This window comes from Desmospora activa DSM 45169, assembly GCF_003046315.1.
In the GTDB taxonomy this organism is placed as follows: domain Bacteria; phylum Bacillota; class Bacilli; order Thermoactinomycetales; family DSM-45169; genus Desmospora; species Desmospora activa.
In genome coordinates this window covers 107582-125849 of the sequence record NZ_PZZP01000001.1, presented here as the reverse complement: position 1 = coordinate 125849, position 18268 = coordinate 107582, and the positions used below count along the sequence as shown (strand labels likewise).

17 protein-coding genes are annotated in these 18268 nt (G+C 51.3%); 4 read left to right on the top strand and 13 right to left on the bottom strand.

Features of this window, described 5'->3' with window-relative positions; all coding sequences use genetic code 11:
- Positions 1 to 4 precede the first annotated feature (4 nt).
- From C8J48_RS00590 to C8J48_RS00570, 5 genes are all read right to left on the bottom strand, one after another.
- Positions 5 to 2116, bottom strand: coding sequence for a heavy metal translocating P-type ATPase (locus C8J48_RS00590; RefSeq protein WP_107724462.1), 2112 nt, complete (start codon positions 2114 to 2116; stop codon positions 5 to 7).
- Between the two features lie 20 nt (positions 2117 to 2136).
- A complete protein-coding gene (locus C8J48_RS00585; protein WP_107724461.1) occupies positions 2137 to 2463 on the bottom strand; it encodes an ArsR/SmtB family transcription factor in 327 nt (108 codons plus the stop codon).
- Between the two features lie 275 nt (positions 2464 to 2738).
- Positions 2739 to 4139, bottom strand: a complete 1401-nt coding sequence (locus C8J48_RS00580) for a PTS fructose transporter subunit IIC (RefSeq protein WP_107724460.1) — start codon at positions 4137 to 4139, stop codon at positions 2739 to 2741.
- 96 nt (positions 4140 to 4235) lie between these two features.
- Complete coding sequence (gene pfkB / locus C8J48_RS00575) at positions 4236 to 5183, bottom strand: 1-phosphofructokinase (RefSeq protein WP_107724459.1); 948 nt, start codon at positions 5181 to 5183, stop codon at positions 4236 to 4238.
- On the bottom strand, positions 5180 to 5956 hold the full coding sequence (locus C8J48_RS00570; RefSeq protein ID WP_107724458.1) for a DeoR/GlpR family DNA-binding transcription regulator: 777 nt from the start codon (positions 5954 to 5956) through the stop codon (positions 5180 to 5182). The genes pfkB and C8J48_RS00570 overlap by 4 nt, the downstream gene beginning before the upstream one ends.
- A gap of 153 nt (positions 5957 to 6109) precedes the next feature.
- On the opposite strand from C8J48_RS00570, the gene udk reads away from it, so the two are divergent.
- Together udk and C8J48_RS00560 are read left to right on the top strand one after the other, a co-directional pair.
- Entirely contained in the window at positions 6110 to 6745 is a 636-nt protein-coding gene (udk, locus tag C8J48_RS00565) for a uridine kinase (RefSeq protein WP_107724457.1), read from the top strand.
- A gap of 82 nt (positions 6746 to 6827) precedes the next feature.
- The gene (locus tag C8J48_RS00560) at positions 6828 to 7994 is read left to right on the top strand and encodes an iron-containing alcohol dehydrogenase (RefSeq protein WP_107724456.1); all 1167 of its coding nucleotides are present in this window, start codon (positions 6828 to 6830) and stop codon (positions 7992 to 7994) included.
- Positions 7995 to 8073: 79 nt separating this feature from the next.
- On the opposite strand, the gene lhgO is transcribed toward C8J48_RS00560, so the two are convergent.
- The 7 genes from lhgO to C8J48_RS19155 all read right to left on the bottom strand — a co-directional run bounded on the left by lhgO (position 8074) and on the right by C8J48_RS19155 (position 16762).
- Entirely contained in the window at positions 8074 to 9276 is a 1203-nt protein-coding gene (gene lhgO / locus C8J48_RS00555; RefSeq protein ID WP_107724455.1) for an L-2-hydroxyglutarate oxidase, read from the bottom strand.
- 80 nt (positions 9277 to 9356) lie between these two features.
- A complete protein-coding gene (locus C8J48_RS00550; protein ID WP_107724454.1) occupies positions 9357 to 10640 on the bottom strand; it encodes a (Fe-S)-binding protein in 1284 nt (427 codons plus the stop codon).
- Positions 10633 to 12051: an FAD-binding oxidoreductase gene (locus tag C8J48_RS00545; RefSeq protein WP_211316569.1), complete on the bottom strand. Its 1419-nt coding sequence runs from the start codon at positions 12049 to 12051 to the stop codon at positions 10633 to 10635. The genes C8J48_RS00550 and C8J48_RS00545 overlap by 8 nt, the downstream gene beginning before the upstream one ends.
- 55 nt (positions 12052 to 12106) lie before the next feature.
- On the bottom strand, positions 12107 to 12817 hold the full coding sequence (locus C8J48_RS00540; protein ID WP_107724453.1) for a FadR/GntR family transcriptional regulator: 711 nt from the start codon (positions 12815 to 12817) through the stop codon (positions 12107 to 12109).
- Between the two features lie 142 nt (positions 12818 to 12959).
- Positions 12960 to 14924: a TRAP transporter permease gene (locus C8J48_RS00535; RefSeq protein ID WP_107724452.1), complete on the bottom strand. Its 1965-nt coding sequence runs from the start codon at positions 14922 to 14924 to the stop codon at positions 12960 to 12962.
- Between the two features lie 309 nt (positions 14925 to 15233).
- The gene (locus C8J48_RS00530; RefSeq protein WP_107727516.1) at positions 15234 to 16232 is read right to left on the bottom strand and encodes a TAXI family TRAP transporter solute-binding subunit; all 999 of its coding nucleotides are present in this window, start codon (positions 16230 to 16232) and stop codon (positions 15234 to 15236) included.
- Positions 16233 to 16630: 398 nt separating this feature from the next.
- Positions 16631 to 16762, bottom strand: a complete 132-nt coding sequence (locus tag C8J48_RS19155; protein WP_281261178.1) for a hypothetical protein — start codon at positions 16760 to 16762, stop codon at positions 16631 to 16633.
- A 130-nt stretch (positions 16763 to 16892) separates the two neighbouring features.
- On the opposite strand from C8J48_RS19155, the gene C8J48_RS00525 reads away from it, so the two are divergent.
- Positions 16893 to 17528 carry an HNH endonuclease family protein gene (locus C8J48_RS00525; protein WP_107724451.1) on the top strand — a complete coding sequence of 212 codons (636 nt, stop codon included), beginning with the start codon at positions 16893 to 16895 and terminating at the stop codon, positions 17526 to 17528.
- A gap of 87 nt (positions 17529 to 17615) precedes the next feature.
- On the top strand, positions 17616 to 17858 hold the full coding sequence (locus C8J48_RS00520) for a hypothetical protein (RefSeq protein WP_107724450.1): 243 nt from the start codon (positions 17616 to 17618) through the stop codon (positions 17856 to 17858).
- Between the two features lie 47 nt (positions 17859 to 17905).
- On the opposite strand, the gene C8J48_RS00515 is transcribed toward C8J48_RS00520, so the two are convergent.
- Entirely contained in the window at positions 17906 to 18220 is a 315-nt protein-coding gene (locus C8J48_RS00515; RefSeq protein WP_107724449.1) for an SMI1/KNR4 family protein, read from the bottom strand.
- Positions 18221 to 18268: the final 48 nt, after the last annotated feature.

Sequence of the window (18268 nt, the reverse complement as noted above, 5' to 3'; positions counted from 1 at the left end):
TGCCTTAAAACAAAGCAGTTGTAGTGGTTTTAGTCTGCTTTCGTTGCCACAGGATGCTCAGACTGATCACTGTAACCAAAATCGTCGCCCCCATATCGGACAGGATGGCGATCCACAGGGTGAGCCAGCCGGGGATGGTCAATAACAGCGCAAGCAGCTTTAAACCGAGGGCGAGGGTGATATTTAGCCGGATAATCTTATTAACGCGGCGGGCGATCCGAATCGCCGCCGGCAGTTTACCCAGATGATCCTGCATCAGAACCACATCGGCAATCTCAATGGCACTGTCGGTCCCTTTGCCCATAGCAATGCCCAAATCGGCGGAAGCGAGGGCGGGAGAATCGTTGATCCCATCGCCGACCATTGCGGTTTTCCCCTGTGCGGTAAGTGCTTTTACATGTGCTACCTTGTCTTCCGGGAGAAGGCTCGCATGGACGGTGGTAATTCCGATCGCTTTCGCCACCTTTTCCGCTGTACGGGGATGGTCTCCTGTCAACATGACCGTTTCTGTAATCCCTGCAGCGTGAAGGGCGCCAATCACTTCGATACTCTCTACCCGAATCTCATCGGCGAGTCCAAACAACCCCAGCACTTTCTCGTCATCAGCGATCAAGACCAGGGTAAACCCCTTCTCCTTCAGCCTGTTAATATCCCTCTCTACCTCAGCAGGGAAGGTCAAATGGGAGAGAGCCCGCTCGTTTCCGGCCCAGTATTCTTTCCCGTCGATCACCGCCGTTACCCCTTGACCGACAAGGGTATCCAACGCTTCCGCTTCCAGCAGTGGCACCCCTTCCGCTTTTACCTTCTCGATCACTGCCTGGGCCAGAGGATGGGAAGAGTTTTTCTCAATTGCGCCTGCAATTTTGAGAAAATCCGAATGGTATTGCACCATTTCTTCCACATGGGGACGACCTTTGGTCAGGGTACCTGTCTTATCAAAGGCAATCGAGCGCAGTCTACCCAATTGCTCCAAATGGGCGGACCCCTTAACCAGGACCCCGTTGCGCGCATTGCGGGTAATGCCAGCGAGATTGGCAACAGGGGAGGAGAGGATTAGGGCACAGGGGCAGCCGACAATCAAGACAGCCAACCCTTGATAAATCCACGAACCCCAAGCAGCTCCTGTAAACAGCGGCGGCACCGTCATTACCAAGGCGGCAAGAGCCATAATAAGCGGGGTGTAATAACGGGCAAAACGATTGATAAACTGCTCCGTCGGCGTTTTTGCGTTTTGCGCTTCTTTGACCAGTTGCAGAATACGGGAAATGGTTGAATTCTCATACGCTTTTTCAATCCGGATACGGAGAACACCTTCGTTGTTGATACTACCTCCAAACACCTTCTCCCCCGCCAATTTCTCCGTCGGCAAGGATTCCCCGGTAATGGCCGCTTCATTGACGGAACTGCGTCCAGTGGCTACTACCCCGTCAGAAGGGATTTTTTCCCCAGGTCGGACGAGCACGAGATCATCCGCCTTCAGCTCTTGGATGGGCACAACTCGCTCCCCGCTCGCTGTGATTAGGGTAGCCTGACGTGGCGCCACCTGCATCAACTTCTCCAGGGAGCGACGTGCCCGTTCCATTCCTAACCCTTCCAGATATTCGTTTAATCCAAACAGAATGGCGACCAAGGTGCCCTCTTTCCATTCTCCGATGGCAATAGCCCCGATTAGAGCAACGGTCATCAACGTATCGATCGTAAAGCGGAAACGAACAAGATTGATTACCCCTTTGCGAAAGGTTTTATAACCGCTGATTGCCATGGCGGCCAAGTAGAAACCGATCAAAAGCCCCTGATTGACGGTTCCCTCCAACAAAAGGGCGAGCAAATAAAGTGCCGTCGCCGTGATCAGTCCAATTTTGAGGTTCCTGCCGATATCGCTGTGATCTTGGTCTTGATCGCGACCATCGTCACTGCTAGCGGGGGGTACCAATGTAACTCCATCCTTGGAGAGAGCCGACTTCACCTGCTTGAGGTCGGCTCGTTCATCCACTTGGAGCGTTCCACTTCCATATGAGATTTTGGCCGTGTCGCCGTAGGGAAGTTGCTGAAGCGACCGTTCCAAGTCAGCAGCACAATCCGGGCAAGACAATCCTTTTAGCCGATACTCCGTCATGTGTTAGACTCCTTTTCGCTTTAATCATGAAGGGCGTGGTTGATCGATTGCTTCAACAGGTTCATCACATGTTGATCCTCAGGGGAGTAATAGATGGTGGTACCCGCTCGCCGGAATTTGACCAAGCGTAGATTTTTCAGAAAGCGTAACTGATGGGAAACCGTCGATTGAGAAAGAGACAGTGTCTCGGCAATCTCGGTCACGGAGATTTCCCGGTCCGCCAGCAGATGCAGGATGCGCACCCGCGTCGGGTCAGACAACGCTTTAAATGTCTGCGTTACGATAAATAATGTCTCTTCGTCCAACGGATCATAGGGGTGGATTGGATTGGATTCATGATCGGTCATGGCGCTTCCTCCGCTTTTTGTCCGTATGATGTGATACGGTTATGTAGATGCGCGTTTATATGCATTATATGCGCATGTATTCATGTATGTCAACGGCATCGGTTTATATTTTGATGAAAACTAAAGTATTAGAAAACCAGTTCTTTGAACCGATGAAGTTTTCCTCACAAATAAAAAAAGCCAGCGATAAATCGCCAGCTTTATTGAGCAAATCATAACTCCATCGGTATGACATGCTTACAGGTTGTATTATCTTCAGACATCGACGAGAATCCTTAAACAGTAGTCGTCTGATCCGTCGTTACCTTTTTCTTCAATAACATCAGCAATGTAGCAGTTACCACCGTTCCAACCGCCAGCGCTAGAACAAACATCCCCAGGTTACCGACGGCATGGGGAATCGGCAGGACAAAGATACCGCCATGAGGAGCGGCCAGGGTACTGCCCAGTCCCATCGCGATAGCGCCTGCGATAGCGGATCCGGCGATACAGGAAGGAATAACGCGAAGAGGATCGGCAGCGGCGAAGGGGATCGCACCTTCGGTGATAAAGGCGAGTCCCATCACACCGGCGGCTTTACCCGCTTCTCGTTCCTCACGGTTAAACTTCTGTTTCGCCAACAACGTAGCCAGCCAGATCCCCAAGGGAGGAGTCATCCCCGCCACCATCACGGCAGCCATTGGTCCTTCAATTCCGCTTCCCAACAGACCCACACCAAAGGTATAGGCTGCTTTGTTGACAGGACCACCCATATCCACCGCCATCATCGCTCCCAACAGTAACCCCAGCAAAGCAGCGTTACCGGTACCCAATCCCTGTAACCAGGCGGTTAGGCCATCCATGATTCCTTTGACAGGAGTACCGATCACATACACCATCAACAATCCTACCGCCAGGGTGGCGACAAAGGGAATAATCATAATCGGTTTTAAGCCTTCCAACGTTCGCGGTAAGCGAATCACTTTTTTCAGCCACTGTGCCAGATAACCGGCGAGAAATCCGGCTACAATCCCACCGAGAAAACCGGCTCCGGTATGGGAAGCCAGCATCCCGCCGACCAATCCAGGCGCCAACCCTGCTTTGTCGGCGATGGAATAAGCGATAAACCCGGCCAACACCGGCACCATGAGGGCGAAGGCGCTTCCACCGCCAATTTGCATCAATTGAGCAGCAAGTGAACCCTCTTCTTCAGCAGCATGAATACCAAAAGTAAAGGATAACGCAATAATCAGGCCTCCCGCTACCACCAGCGGAAGCATAAAGGAAACCCCGTTCATCAGATGCTGATAAAAACCGGTGCCGGATTTCTTTTTCGCCGACGGAGCAGGGGTGGAATCCGGTTCTTTCTCCACCTTCGTTTGCTCCGGTGCGTCTTCCTGGGCCAACGCCTCTTCGATAATGCGCTCTCCCTCTTTGATCGCCTCACGCAACGCCACCCGTACTATCGGCTTATCGACAAATCGCTCCTCTTCGACATCGACATCAGCGGATAAAATGACCGCATGCGCTTCCAGAATATCCTCTTCCGTCAGACGATTTTCCACTCCTGTCGCCCCACGGGTCTCCACTTTTATCTCAACGTCTTTCACTTGGGCTGCCCGCTGCAAGGATTCCGCCGCCATATAAGTATGAGCGATTCCTGTTGGGCAGCCGGTTACAGCAATTAACTTTTTCACGGTGTGTTCCCTCCTCTAAGTTTTATGAACTGAGTACCCTCCAGTTGATTGATCATCAATAGAGCTGGATTTTCCTCCATATTCCGGTTGTACACCTCAATCCCACCGTTTCAGCGTCACCTGTTCCATCCAGCGGTTAACTTCTGCATGGTTCCCAAACTGAGTACCCGGTTTTGACGCGGCATGGACTCCCGATGCAGTGGCCCAGCGAGCGATATTCGCTGGCGGCATCTCATGATACAACCCCCATACCAGCCCCGCCACCATCGCATCCCCGGCACCGACGGGATGGGCTTCGCTCACTCGCGGCGGATACGTTCGATAAATGCCGTCCATCGTTACAAACCAGGCTCCATCCGCTCCCAAGGAGACGACCACCCATTCCACTCCCTGGTACAGCCAAGCGCGGGCCGCTTTTAACAGATCTTCATCCCCTTGGATCGGCCTACCGAGGAAGTCCTCCAACTCTTCGCGATTCGGCTTAACCACTGTCGGAGCCGCTTCTATCCCTTTCCGCAATGCCTCGCCGGAAGAATCCAATACCACCTGCTTATCACGTGAACGGGCTTCCTGGATTAAATCACGGTACCAATCAGTAGGCGTCCCCGGTGGAAGACTACCGGAAAGGATGACCCATGAAGCTTGTTCCAACCACTCGACATATTGTCGTTTCAGGTGTTTTAAATCTTGATCACTGACGGTAAACCCCGGCTCATTTAAATCGGTGACCCGATTGGATTCCGTTTCTACCATTTTGAGATTGGTTCGGGTTTCCCCATCCACTTCCACAAAAGAAGTGGGGATACTCAACTTTTCCAAACGGTTGATCAGCAATCGACTATTTTCTTTGCCGAGCAAACCGGCAGCCAAAGTATCACCCCCCCATAAAGCGAGGGCACGGGAAACATTGATCCCTTTGCCACCGGGGTCTACCCGGATCGATTGCGCCCGGTTTACTTCCCCAGGCGCCAACAGCGGCAGATTTATCGTCTTGTCCAGAGCTGGGTTTAAGGTGATCGTCAGTATACGCTCAGTCGATGTCATGTTAAAATCACCTCCACCCCTTGTTCTTCCATTTCACGGACGATGTCCGGTGATGCCCCTTTGTCTGTAATCAGGCGGTGGACTGCCTGTAATGGAGCTACATGTGTAAAGGCCGTCTGTCCCAACTTGCTGGAGTCGCAGAGGAGTACAACCTCCCGCGCTGCTTGAATCATTTGTTGTTTGATTCGGGCTTCCAGCAGATGGGGAGTGGTAAGCCCCCGCTCTAGATGAATACCGTTCATCCCTAGAAAAAGGCGATCCACATGAAGCGATTGCAACACTTGTTCCGCAAAAGGACCCACCATCGACTGCATGCTGGACCGTACCATTCCTCCTGTACTGATCAGTTCGATGCTCTCCACCTGGGAAAGCGTTTGCAAAACAGGGTTAGAATTGGTCACCACTTTTACCCCTTCGCTGGAAAGCAACAAGCGAGCCAGTGCATGGACGGTGGTTCCGGAATCCAACAACAATGTCTCTCCCGGTTGAATCAATGCGTATGCCTGCTGAGCGATTCGTTCTTTTTCCTCGGCATAAGCGGATTCCTTTTCTATCATACTGGGTTCAAATGCCGTCTCCGTGCGATTGGATAATGCCCCTCCATGTGTTCGCCGTAACAATCCCTCCTGTTCTAACTCCTTTAGATCCCGCCGTATCGTTACCTCAGATACATCGAAGGCCTCACTCAACTCACCCACCGAAGCACGATCCTGTTGTGCAAGATAATGAAGAATCTGTTGCTTTCGCTCTTCTGCGAACATCGCTACAATCACTCACTTTTCGTTTCTCTTTCATTTATGATTATATATGATCAATTACGATCATTAAAGCGGAACATGATTTCCTTTTTTATACAATCGCTAACTTGAAAAAAACAACCGAAATTGCTATGATCAGCAAAGTGATTACCTGCAGGAAGGATTATCGTGATGAATCGTCCCATTATCATCGGAGTTGCCGGTGGCAGCGGTTCCGGCAAAACAACGGTTGCCCGCAATATCTGTGAGCGATTTGCCGACTCTGTCGCCTTGATTGAACAGGATGCCTACTACAACGACCAAAGTCACCTCACGATGGAGGAGCGGATCGATACCAATTATGATCATCCTCTCGCGTTTGATCATGCGTTGTTGGCACAACATCTACGCCAACTGTTGCAACGACAGCCCATCCAAAAACCGGTATACGATTATACGCTGTATACAAGGTCTCCCAAAAGTATCCTCGTCGAGCCCAAAGATGTGATCATTCTGGAAGGGATTTTGATTTTGGAGGATGAGCGGCTGCGGGAGTTGATGGATATTAAAGTATTTGTCGACACGGACGCCGATGTTCGCATTTTGCGGCGGTTGGAACGGGATATCAAAACGCGTGAGCGCAGCCTTGACTCTGTCATTCAGCAATATTTAACGGTCGTACGCCCCATGCACCAACAGTTTATCGAACCGAGCAAACGATACGCCGATCTGATCATACCCGAAGGGGGTTATAATCAGGTGGCGATCAACCTCTTGGTCAACCAGATTCAAACCATCGTTTCTCGAAGCTCTCATCTCTCCTAAGTAATCCCCTGTCGCTGTTTTTTCTATAGCCTGGATTGACCGCTGTTACTGACGGGTATCAATGTATCGAGGTGATCGATCAATGGACAATTTTACATATCATAACCCTACTCGCCTAATCTTTGGCCAGGGGCAGCTGGAATCGTTAAAAGAAGAAATCCCCGCCGACGCCCGGCGGGTACTCCTGATTTATGGAGGCGGCAGTATCAAGCGAAACGGACTGTACGATCAAGTGGTCAGCCTGCTTCAGCAAACAGGCAAAGAAGTGTATGAACTGGCCGGGGTAGAACCCAACCCCCGCCTCAGCACCGTCCACCGCGGTGTACAACTGTGCCGGGATCATCAAATCGATTTTCTGCTGGCCGTCGGCGGTGGCAGCGTGATCGACTGCACCAAAGCGATTGCCGTCGGTGCGTTCTATGACGGCGACGTTTGGGAGATTATCGCCAAACGGGATGTCGCCTCTGGTGCTCTACCCTTTGGCACGGTGCTGACACTGGCCGCCACCGGTTCTGAGATGAACCCCGGTTCCGTCATCACCAACTGGGAAGCACAGGAGAAGCTGGGCTGGGGTTCGCCCTTCACTTATCCGCGTTTCTCCATCTTAGACCCTGCCCACACCCTTACCGTGCCACGTGATCAGACTGTGTACGGTGCCGTCGATATCATGTCGCACGCCCTGGAACAATATTTTCATCGTTCACCTAATACACCGTTGGTGGAACGTTTTACCGAATCGATCCTGACGACAGTGATTGAAACGACACCCAAACTGGTGGATGATCTGGAAAACTTGGAACTGCGGGAAACTATCCTATATGCCGGCACCATGGCTTTAAACGGCACTCTCTCCATGGGAACACGCGGGGACTGGAGCACCCACCGCATCGAACACGCGGTATCAGCGGTATACGATATTCCCCACGGCGGGGGCTTGGCGATTCTGTTCCCACAATGGATCCGCCATACCGCCCTACACGACCCCAGCAAAGCGAAACAGTTAGCCGTCAACGTCTTTGGTGTCGATCCCAGTGGTAAAACCGATCATGCCGTCGCCGCAGAAGGGGTGGAGCGCCTGCGCGCTTTCTGGGATTCTCTCGGCGCTCCCAATCGTCTCGCCGATTATGATATCGACGATTCGCAATTGGAGCGGATGGTGGATCAAACCATGCTGGGCGCCGAATCCTTTGGGCGCTATCAAACCCTCACCCGCGAGGATGTTACAGCGATTCTACGGGCGTCTTTATAAAAAAACGCACAACCGTACGGTTTGTGCGCTTGGAGGCCGGGTATTCCCGGTCTTTTTTGTTTGAATCACTACTTTCTCACTATGCACTCATCAACAGCCGCTCCGCCACTTTTGCGGCAACTTCCTTACCGATTTCCAGGGATGCGGTGGCGGCAGGGGAGGGAGCGTTGCAGACATGGAGGCTATTTTTGCCGAATACGAGGTGAAAGTCATCCACAAGCGTACCGTCGACAGTTAACGCTTGTGCACGAACACCACTTGGACCGGGGACGAGATCATCCTCCTTGACCTCTGGGATCAGCTCCTGTAGGCTGGCAACAAATTTTTTCTTGCTGACCGATCGGATCATCTCCTCCATGCCTACACGCATATAGTTTCGAGCAATCTTCCAAAATCCTTTATAAGCAAAAACCTCCGCCATATCTCTCCAATCGATATCCGTCTTTTTATAGCCTTCTCGCTTCAGGCTGAGCACTGCATTGGGACCGGCATCCACCTCGCCGTCGATCATACGGGTAAAGTGAACACCGAGAAACGGGAATTTTGGGTTGGGCACCGGATAGATTAAATGCTTGACGAGATCGCGCTTCTCCGGTTTGAGCTTATAATACTCTCCCCGAAACGGAACAATCTTCATCTTTAGCGGGTAGCCCGCCATTTTGGCGATGCGATCGCTGTGAAGCCCAGCACAATTGATCATAAACCGGCTGTGAATGGTTCCTCTGTTGGTCTCGATGGTAACACCATCCACGGTTTCCGCAATCGCCTGCACCATTGTATGGAGTCGAATCTCTCCGCCACGTTCTTCGATCTTTTCCGCCAGCTTCGCTGCCACCTGTTTATAGTCGACAATCCCCGCCATTGGAACGTCAATGGCTGCAAGCCCCTGCACATGAGGTTCTCGTTCCTTCAGTTCTTCCGGGGTTAGTTTTTTTAGATCGAGACCGTTTTGTCTGCCTCTTTCCAGCAAGTTATCCAACAACGGCAGTTGCTCCGGCATTGTCGCTACAATCACTTTGCCGCAAATATCTACCTCAACGCCGTGCTCCTGACAAAAAGCCCGCATCGAACGGCTGCCTGCCTTAGCAAAACGGGCTTTATAGCTACCGGGCTTATAATAGATCCCGGAATGAATCACCCCGCTGTTGCGCCCGGTCTGATGCATCGCAAGGGCCGCTTCTTTTTCTAAAATCATCAGCTTTGCCTGTGGAAATTTCGCCTGTAGGGCATAACCGACGGAGAGACCGACAATGCCTCCACCGATGATGGTGAAATCAATCATGATTTTACCTCCTGTTGAAATAACACTACTTCGTGGGGAAGGGATTTTTGAGACTCTGTGCTGGCCCATCAATCGCATTCCTACAGTCCACAAGCTTCAGCCAACAGTTCAACCAAATGGACCACCTCGATCTGTTCCTCCAGCCCTTCCCGTTTAACACCCATTTTCATTTGTAGATGGCAACCGGGATTGGTGGTAACGATCATTTCCGGTTTGACACGGTGGACCTCTTTCATTTTGTGATCAAGAATCTCCATCGCTTCCCCATAATGCACCAGATTATAGATACCGGCGGAACCGCAGCACATCTCTTTCTGGTTTAAAGGAACATAGGTGATACCGGGGATCAATTGCAGTAATTGCAACGGTTCTGTCGTCCGTTTTTGCACATGGGTCATATGACAAGAGGGCTGATAAGTAGCCACTTTATTGATCTCGGTTGTAAAGGGAAGCAACACCTTCGCCAGAATGACGCTGATATCCACATTTTTAGCGGCAAAGCGCTCGGCCCGTTCGCGCCACTCTTCCTCCTCATGCAACAGTTCCCCGTATTCGATCAGCATCGCCCCGCAACCGCCGATACTGTTGACAACCCAATCAAAGGAATGCTGTTCAAAGGCAGCGATGTTGGCTTTGGCCAGGTTTTTGGCGAGCTCCCGCTCCCCGCTGTGATGCTGGAGGGCACCGCAACAGGTTTGTTCCTCGATCACGGTTACTTCACAGCCTGCCAGCTGCAACAGTTGAATTGCCTGATCGTTGATGGTGGCAAATAGGGTATCCATCAGACAGCCGGTAAAATAGCCGACACGATAACGCGGCTCCCCCTTTGCCTGAAGATGATGGGGGCGTTGTTTTCGCTGCCAAGGTGAGACGGCTGCCGGGGTCACCGCTTCAAAGGAAGCCAGAGCTTCCGGCAGCAGTGAATCCGTCAGCTTTGTCTTTTTCGACAGTTTTGCTGCACCGCTCTGTTGATAAAGATAAAGCCCGGTACCAAGGGTTTGCAAAAGCTGCGGATTCGGCAACACTTTTTCAAAAGCCAGCTGTTGTCCCTTCTTTTTCAGCCATGAGGTGGATGACTTTCTCTCTTCTGTCAGTGCGGTTTTGGCTGAATCTAGTATTTTTCCATACTGGACATTGGTGGGACAGGCGGTTTCACAGGCGCGACAGCCTAAACAGAGATCGATTGGCTCCGCCAATTCCGACAGCGATAGCTTCCCTTCCGCCGCCATCTTTACCAAGTTAATGCGACCACGGGGGGAGTGAGTCTCTTTTCCCATACTTTGATAGGTAGGGCAAGCGGGCAAACAGTATCCGCACTGCACACAAGCAAAGGTCTCCTGATAGGCAAAACGCGGATCAGTCATGGCGCAACACCAACTTTTGCCCCGGTTCGGGGAAAATTTTGCCGGGATTGAGGATATGATTGGGGTCCCAACTCGCTTTGATTCGCTTCATCATATCCAGCCCCGCTTCTCCCAACTCCATCTCCATAAAGGGCGCCTTCATCGTTCCGATGCCGTGTTCTCCGGATAGCGTCCCACCCAACTCCACCGCCGCTGCAAATAGTTCGGCCACCGCTTGCTCCACCCGTTCCATCTCCTCTTGATTACGCACATCGGCAATAATGTTGGGATGTAAATTTCCGTCTCCGGCATGGCCAAATACCACCAGGTCAATGCGATACTTCTCTTTAATCGCTTTTAGACGCTGAAACATGGCCGGGATTTGGCTACGGGGCACCGTGGCATCTTCTGAGATTTTGGTCGGCTTCATCCGCACGATAGCAGGAGAGACCAGCTTGCGCGCTCGCCACAACTCCGCCGCCTCCACCTCATTCGCAGCCACTTTGACCTCCCGTGCCCCCACTTCTTTACACAGACGCTCCACCTTGACAATCTCTTCGGCAATGGCGGCGGGATGACCATCCAGCTCAATCAGCAACAATGCATCCACATCCAGCGGAAGACCACGCGGCTCATACGCTTCCACTGCCGCAATCGACGCCTGATCCATCAGCTCCATCTTTGCCGGAACGATGCCTGCTGTCAGCACCTTGGAAATAGCCCGACCCGAATCGACCATATCGGCAAACAGCGCCATCAACGTCTGTGTGGCGGGCGGTCGCGGCACCAGCTTCAGGATCGCTTCCGTTATAATGCCCAGCGTCCCCTCTGACCCGACGATCAGTTTGGTCAAATCATAGCCGGTTACATTTTTAACCGTGCGCCCCCCCGTGCGGATAATCGCTCCTTCGGGAGTAACCACTTCCAATCCCAGCACATAATCCTTGGTCACCCCGTATTTGAGTCCCTTCGGTCCACCGGCGTTTTCAGCCAGATTGCCCCCGATGGTGGAGACATGGGCGCTGCTTGGATCGGGGGGATACATCAAACCGTACTCCCTTGCCGCCTGATCGATCGCCGCCGTCAGCACCCCTGGCGAAACGATGGCCAGCATATCCTCCGGATCGATCTCAAGCGTAGTATCCCATCGGGAAAAATCGAGAACGACTCCTCCTTTTACCGGCAACGGCCCACCGCTCAAACTGGTGCCCTGTCCCCGGGGATAGACGGGAACCTGATACCGATTGGCCAGTTTCATTATTTCCGCCACTTCATCGCTGGCAGTCGGCTGTATGACAACATCAGGCAAATAAAAACCAAAAGAGGCATCATAGGCATAGCTGGCCCGATCCGCCTGATCGAGCAACATTCGCTTGGGATCCCTGATCGTTTGTTTCATTTCATTGATAAACTGAGCCAAAGCTTTGTCCATACCATTAACTCCTTTCTAAGGTTACTACATCAGAGATGATTGGAAGATGAGAGGATCACGGTGTCACCCGATGATCCCCCAACTTTCGCCGCGCATTGTGCAAATGAATATTCATCGCTTTTCTTGCTTTTTCCGGATTTTTCACTTTGATTGCTTGATAGATAGCCAGATGCTCCTGATACACTTCTTCCCGCTTCCGCTGTAAGCCGATATTTTTCTGCAAAGAAAAGGTGAGCGCTTTTTTTAGCAAATCGGAGACGTTTTCCATCGTCTGTTCTAAAAACGGATTGCGAGAAGCTTGGATAATGATGCGATGAAAGCGATAATCGGCTTCATCCCCGACCAAATCCCGATTTTTAACCGTTTGCGCAAAATCGTCCAGGGCTTGTCGCAAAGCTACGATTTCGTCTGGATCATGACGAAGAGCCGCCAAGGCGGCCGCTTCAGTTTCCATGATATTGCGCATTTCCAACAGATCATAAACCTGCTCCACATCCACGAGATCCAGTGTCACCTGCTCCAGCATATTAACCAGTTGCACTTCTTTTACCCAGCTGCCGCCGCCCTGCTTTGATTCAATGATACCGCTGGCGGCGAGGACGCTGAGGGCCTCCCGAATAGGAGAGCGGCTAACACCAAATCGTTCCGCCAGTTCCATTTCCGAAGGAAGCTTGCTGTTGGGTGGCAGTTCTCCCGATTTGATCATCTCTTTTATCCGTTCTAGCACCTGGACGGACACTTTTTTGCGTTCAATGATCGATCCCATGTCACACCCTCCCTTCAGGCTGCTGACAAAACCCCGAACGGGGGACGGCCGGATTTCCGTTTCACGCCACTTTCCCCTGCAACGATGAAGGGACGTCCGCTCCGCCTCACCCTTTTGTCAACTACCTCTCTCTTTAGGCTGTTTACGCACTTTCGGTCAATGTGGACTGCTCCGATTTCTCCATTTTTTTAGAACGAAGGATATGCCAAGTTAAAAGGACAGCAATCACCGCAAAGCCGATCAAGTCGGTCAGTAGACTGGGATGGATCAACAGCATTGCTACGGCAAAAAAGCCGATGCGCTCCACCATGTTCAGGGAAGTGGAGTAGTAGTTGGTGAGCACCACGGTTAATGCAAACACACCCAAGACAGAGGTAGCAAGCGTCAGTAAAATCACTCCAATTCCCGCCGGATCTCCCGAATCCGTCTGTAGGATCAACGTTGGATTATAGGCGATCATAAACGGAATGATAAACCCCGGCAGCGCCAATTTGACTGATGTCCAGGAAGTCTCCATCGCATCCGCCCGGGCGATACCGGAAGCGGTATAAGAGGCGAGGGCGACAGGGGGCGTAATATTGGATAATGCCCCAAACCAAAAGACAAAGAAGTGCGCAGCGATCGGGTTGATTCCCATTTCCACCAAGGCTGGCGCTGCGGTCACCGCCACTACGATATAGAGAGCGGTGGAGGGCAAACCCATACTCAGGACGATACAGGTGAGCATCACCAGCAGCAACGCAATCCACAACATCCCGTTTGCTACGGATAAAACGTTATAAGCGATCGCCGATCCCAAGCCGGACATCGTTACCACAGCGATAATAATCCCGATAGAAGCACAGGCGAGCCCCACTTGAACCGAACCTTTGGCTCCTTCGCTAAAAGCTTCAATCACTTTGCGCAAGGTGACGCGCGTTTCCTTGTCCCGGGTGAGCCAGCTGGCCACAATCACCGCAATAATGCCCGCAAACCCTGCAAATAACGGGGTATAACCCATCATCAAAGAGACGATGACGATAATAATTGGTAGCAACAACACCCCTCGTTCTTTCAACACTTCCCATACCTGCGGGATGGAGTCTTTGCTCATCCCTTTTAACCCCTGTTTTTTCGCCTGTAAATCGATGGCAAAGGCCAAGGCGATAAAGTAAAGTAGGGCGGGAATAATGGCAGCAAGCACAATCGTAGAATATGGAACACCGAGAAACCCGGCCATGATAAAAGCGGCGGCCCCCATAATCGGCGGTGTGATCATCCCACCAGTAGAAGCGGTCGCTTCCACCGCCGCCGCGTATTTCGGTTTTAACCCGATCTGTTTCATCAGCGGAATGGTGAAGGCACCGGTAGTGGCGACGTTTGCTACTGCACTTCCATTGAGTGAGCCGGTAAGGGCACTGGAGATGACCGCCACTTGCGCCGGACCTCCCCGCCGCTGCCCGGCGACTGCGATCGCCAAATCATTAAACAGCTTCGATGCGCCGCTGACACTTAAAAACGCACCAAACAAGATAAAGATCATAATATAAGTAGATGCGATCGAGAGCGTGACGCCAAAGATCCCCTCTGTCGTCATATACACCCGATATAGCAAGCGCTCAATGGAAAAGCCGGCGTGACCGAACATCCCCGGAATATACGGACCAAAAACCGCATAAAGCATCGCGGCAAACGCCAGCAGCGGAATAAATATCCCGATGGTGCGTCGAGCCGCTTCCAACAGCAACAGCACGGTAATAACCGCAAAAATATAATCGGGTAAAATCGCTTGCGAGATCCGGTCCACATGGATCGTCTCATAAAACAGGAAGATATATCCGGGTCCCGCTATCCCCGCAACGGCAAGGACGATATCCAGCAGGGTGAAGCGTTCCCGATTTTCTTTTTTGGTCGTGGGATAGAGTAAAAACGCCAACACAAGCAAAAAGGTTAGAAAAATAATATTGCGATAAATGTCCTGCACATTGATAAAACTATTGATATAAATGGCAAAAGCGGATAACAACACACCGATCGCCGCCACAATTTTGCGCTGTGTCCCCTGAAGCGTGCGGAGATTGCCGATCGATTCCTGCTTTTCATTCTCTTGGTTTGTTTCCGCAGTCATAGCCTTTCCCCCTTCTAGTAAGATCGGTTATCCTGCAACTCATAGCATAGCTTCGCCACTGAACAGGCCCGCGGATATGTTGATACCCTCTCGCCTGACTTTTTTCACTGAGTAGTGGTGGCATCATCTATCTAGTGTTTCAAATCACCCGGTTTAAACAGCCTCGAAGCTACCCCTTCGTTGGCTGTGGTACAAAGGCTGCTTCTACAGTACACAACGCTTTTTTCATCACCTTTTGACGGCTTGTTCCACTTCCTATGAGCTGGCTTCGCCACTGGACAGGCCTGCGGGGTACCCCCCTAGTTGGCTCTACTCATCCTTCACTTCCGGCGGGATCAACTCTGCCGGAATTTCCAATCCCTGCTCCTTGTAATAGCGGTAAGCACCCATATGAAGCGGGACGGAAATCCCTTCTAAGGCATTTTCCAGTGACATGGCCCGAGCCGACTTGTGCACTTCATACATCGTATCGAGGTTTTCATATAACGTCTTGGTCAACAGATACACCATATCTTCGTCCAACTTCTTATCGACGGCGAGAAAGTTGGATTGGGCAATCGTCTGAATATCCTCTGTCTTGCGCGGATAGGTTCTCTTTGGAATCTCAAATCGAAAAAATACATTGTTTTGCCGGTTAATCGCCTCAAGCTGCTCATCGGTTACATCCAGCACATCGGCCCGCACTCCACTGGCATACATATCGGTAATCGCGGTAACCGGTGTTCCCGCCGGCAGCGATCCCCCTTCTAGGCGACCATCGCGAATGGCGGAAATCGTATCATCATAGCCGAGATGTTCAGGAGAAATATCCGCCGTCGTCAACCCGATACCTTCCATCAACGCCAGTGTGGACTGCTCCGTCCCGCTGGCTTTTGGTCCGACAGAAAAACTTCTTCCCTCGATATCGGCGATCGTTCCGGTCTTGATACGGCTATTAAGCAGGACAAAGTGCTCCACATTGGGCCATAACATCGTCATCGAGCGCAAATCTTCATATGGCCTACTGTCATAAATCCCGGTACCGTTATAAGCTTGGTCCCCGATCAGCGCTTGCAAAATCGCCAACTGCGCTTCTTCTTTCTGCAATAGATCAATATTTTCAACCGAACCCGCCGACGATTGACCCGTTGCCCGTATTCCCTGATCGATTAATTTCTCCGTCCATAAATTGCCCATCCCAACACCGATGGGATAATAAGTCCCGCCGGTGGAAGCGGTTGCAATTGAGAAGTACTGATACTCTTTATTGCTGCATGAGGTAAGGATAAGTGCCGCCAACAGCACCGGAATCAACCAGAATCGCCTCATCAAAACCACCATTCCCCCTCCAAATCTCAATGTAAGCGTTTTATCAAGTTGTAATACAAGTATACAAGATTACAACTTTTTATCAAGATCGATTTATAGAAAAAGAATTAGAACCCCTTTCGGTAGGAGGGGGGATAGTCGTGACCTATTGATACAATAGTAAAGCATCCATGGGCACCCAATTTTGACGCTATGACGTAGCCAATTATAAAACGCCCTATCCAAACGGGCGGCACCTTTTTATTAGTAATCGTCGTCCTCGTGCTTATCTTTACTTCTCAACCGATCTTGATATCTTCGTATTTTAAGTCAGCATTTTTCCTCTTACCTTGACCAATCTTATAAATTCAATCTCTTTTAAAGTGATCAAGCACCTCGCAAAACACTTCTCTCTTCCTTCATTTCTCAGCAGCCTGTTCATTGGCGTATGGCAACGATTCCTTACTTTTCCCAATACCTTGGATAAATCCTCTAACGGCCTGAATACTGAGAAGGCTGGTAAACGCAGCGTAATCGCCAGTCATTAACATGTGGCTCTCACCCTTTATTTCGGCTTTAGTTGCAATCTTTTATCATACTATTAACATTTCATTCACTAAAAATGAATATAGATACTTAAATATATATATAGTTCAAAAAATACATATAGGAGGCATTTCTATGCTCAAGAAATCGATGTTGTGGTCAATTGCGTTGGTTCTGTCATTGTCTGCTGTTTTTCTATATAACCAGCCGACGGCCTGGGCGCTTCCGCCCGGAACACCGTCCAAGTCTACCGCCCAAGCCGAGCTAAACTCGCTGACCGTGCAGTCCGAAGGCTCCATGACCGGATACTCACGCGACAAGTTCCCGCACTGGACCAGCCAAGGAGGCGGCTGCAACACCCGCCAGGTGGTGCTCAAGCGCGACGCCGACTACTACAGCGGGGATTGCCCCGTCACGTCCGGCAAGTGGTACAGCTACTTCGACGGCGTCACCGCGTACTCGCCGTCCGAAATCGATATCGATCACATCGTGCCGCTGGCCGAGGCGTGGCGTTCCGGCGCCAGCAGCTGGACCACGGAGAAGCGCCAGGCCTTCGCCAACGACCTCAACGGCCCGCAGCTGATCGCGGTGACCGCCAGTGTCAACCGGTCCAAGGGCGACCAGGATCCGTCGACATGGCAACCGCCGCGTTCCGGCGCCCGTTGCGCGTACGCGAAGTGGTGGATCAACACCAAATACCGTTGGAACCTGCACCTGCAGTCGTCGGAGAAGTCCGCGCTGCAAAGCATGCTCAACACCTGCTCCTACTGAGTCCGTTCATGCGTCTGCAAGTACTACCAACCAACCGTTGGTAGTACTTGCAACGCAACCATCCAACCCGAGAAGGGAGTCACTCATATGAAAAAGAAGTCGTCAATCTTCACCGCGACCCACGGTGTGATGACCACTGAGGTCGGCGTGATCAGCGGGGAGCTCGAACTGCGCACCACTTGTGATGACGACGGCACCCTCACGCTCGCCATCACCTATGTCGGCGCCGAGGAGTGGTACACACTGCCGGGTGAGGACTACCGCCTGCACGATCCGCGTGACCACGAGGTCGTCCACCGTATGCTCGCCACCGTGCTAGAGCGATCTTGACAGCCGCGCTCCCAATAAGGGTAAGATGGTCTCTTTATATCGTAGGATTAGATCTTTCCACACCGTCCACCAAAATTTTGATCAAACACAAAAATTGATGTATCTGGAGGGATAAAACCTACAGGGTTACCCACTCCATCCACACCAATTACTATGGTATTAGAGTATTCGATCGGCAGTTCCTTTCGATACTTTATAGTTTGATCAAAAAAAGATGGTGTTGGAACAAACTCCGCTTCTCTTAACCCCAAAACAACAACATTTCCTATTTCGCCTGAACCATATCTACAAACAAACTCTTTATAATCGGGTGGCTCAGTTTCTAACGCTTCAACAATCTCTTTTTTTAAGACCTTGTCCATAGCTCTATCATCTTACGGTTTTATCGGTTCCTAAAAAACGAACAGTTA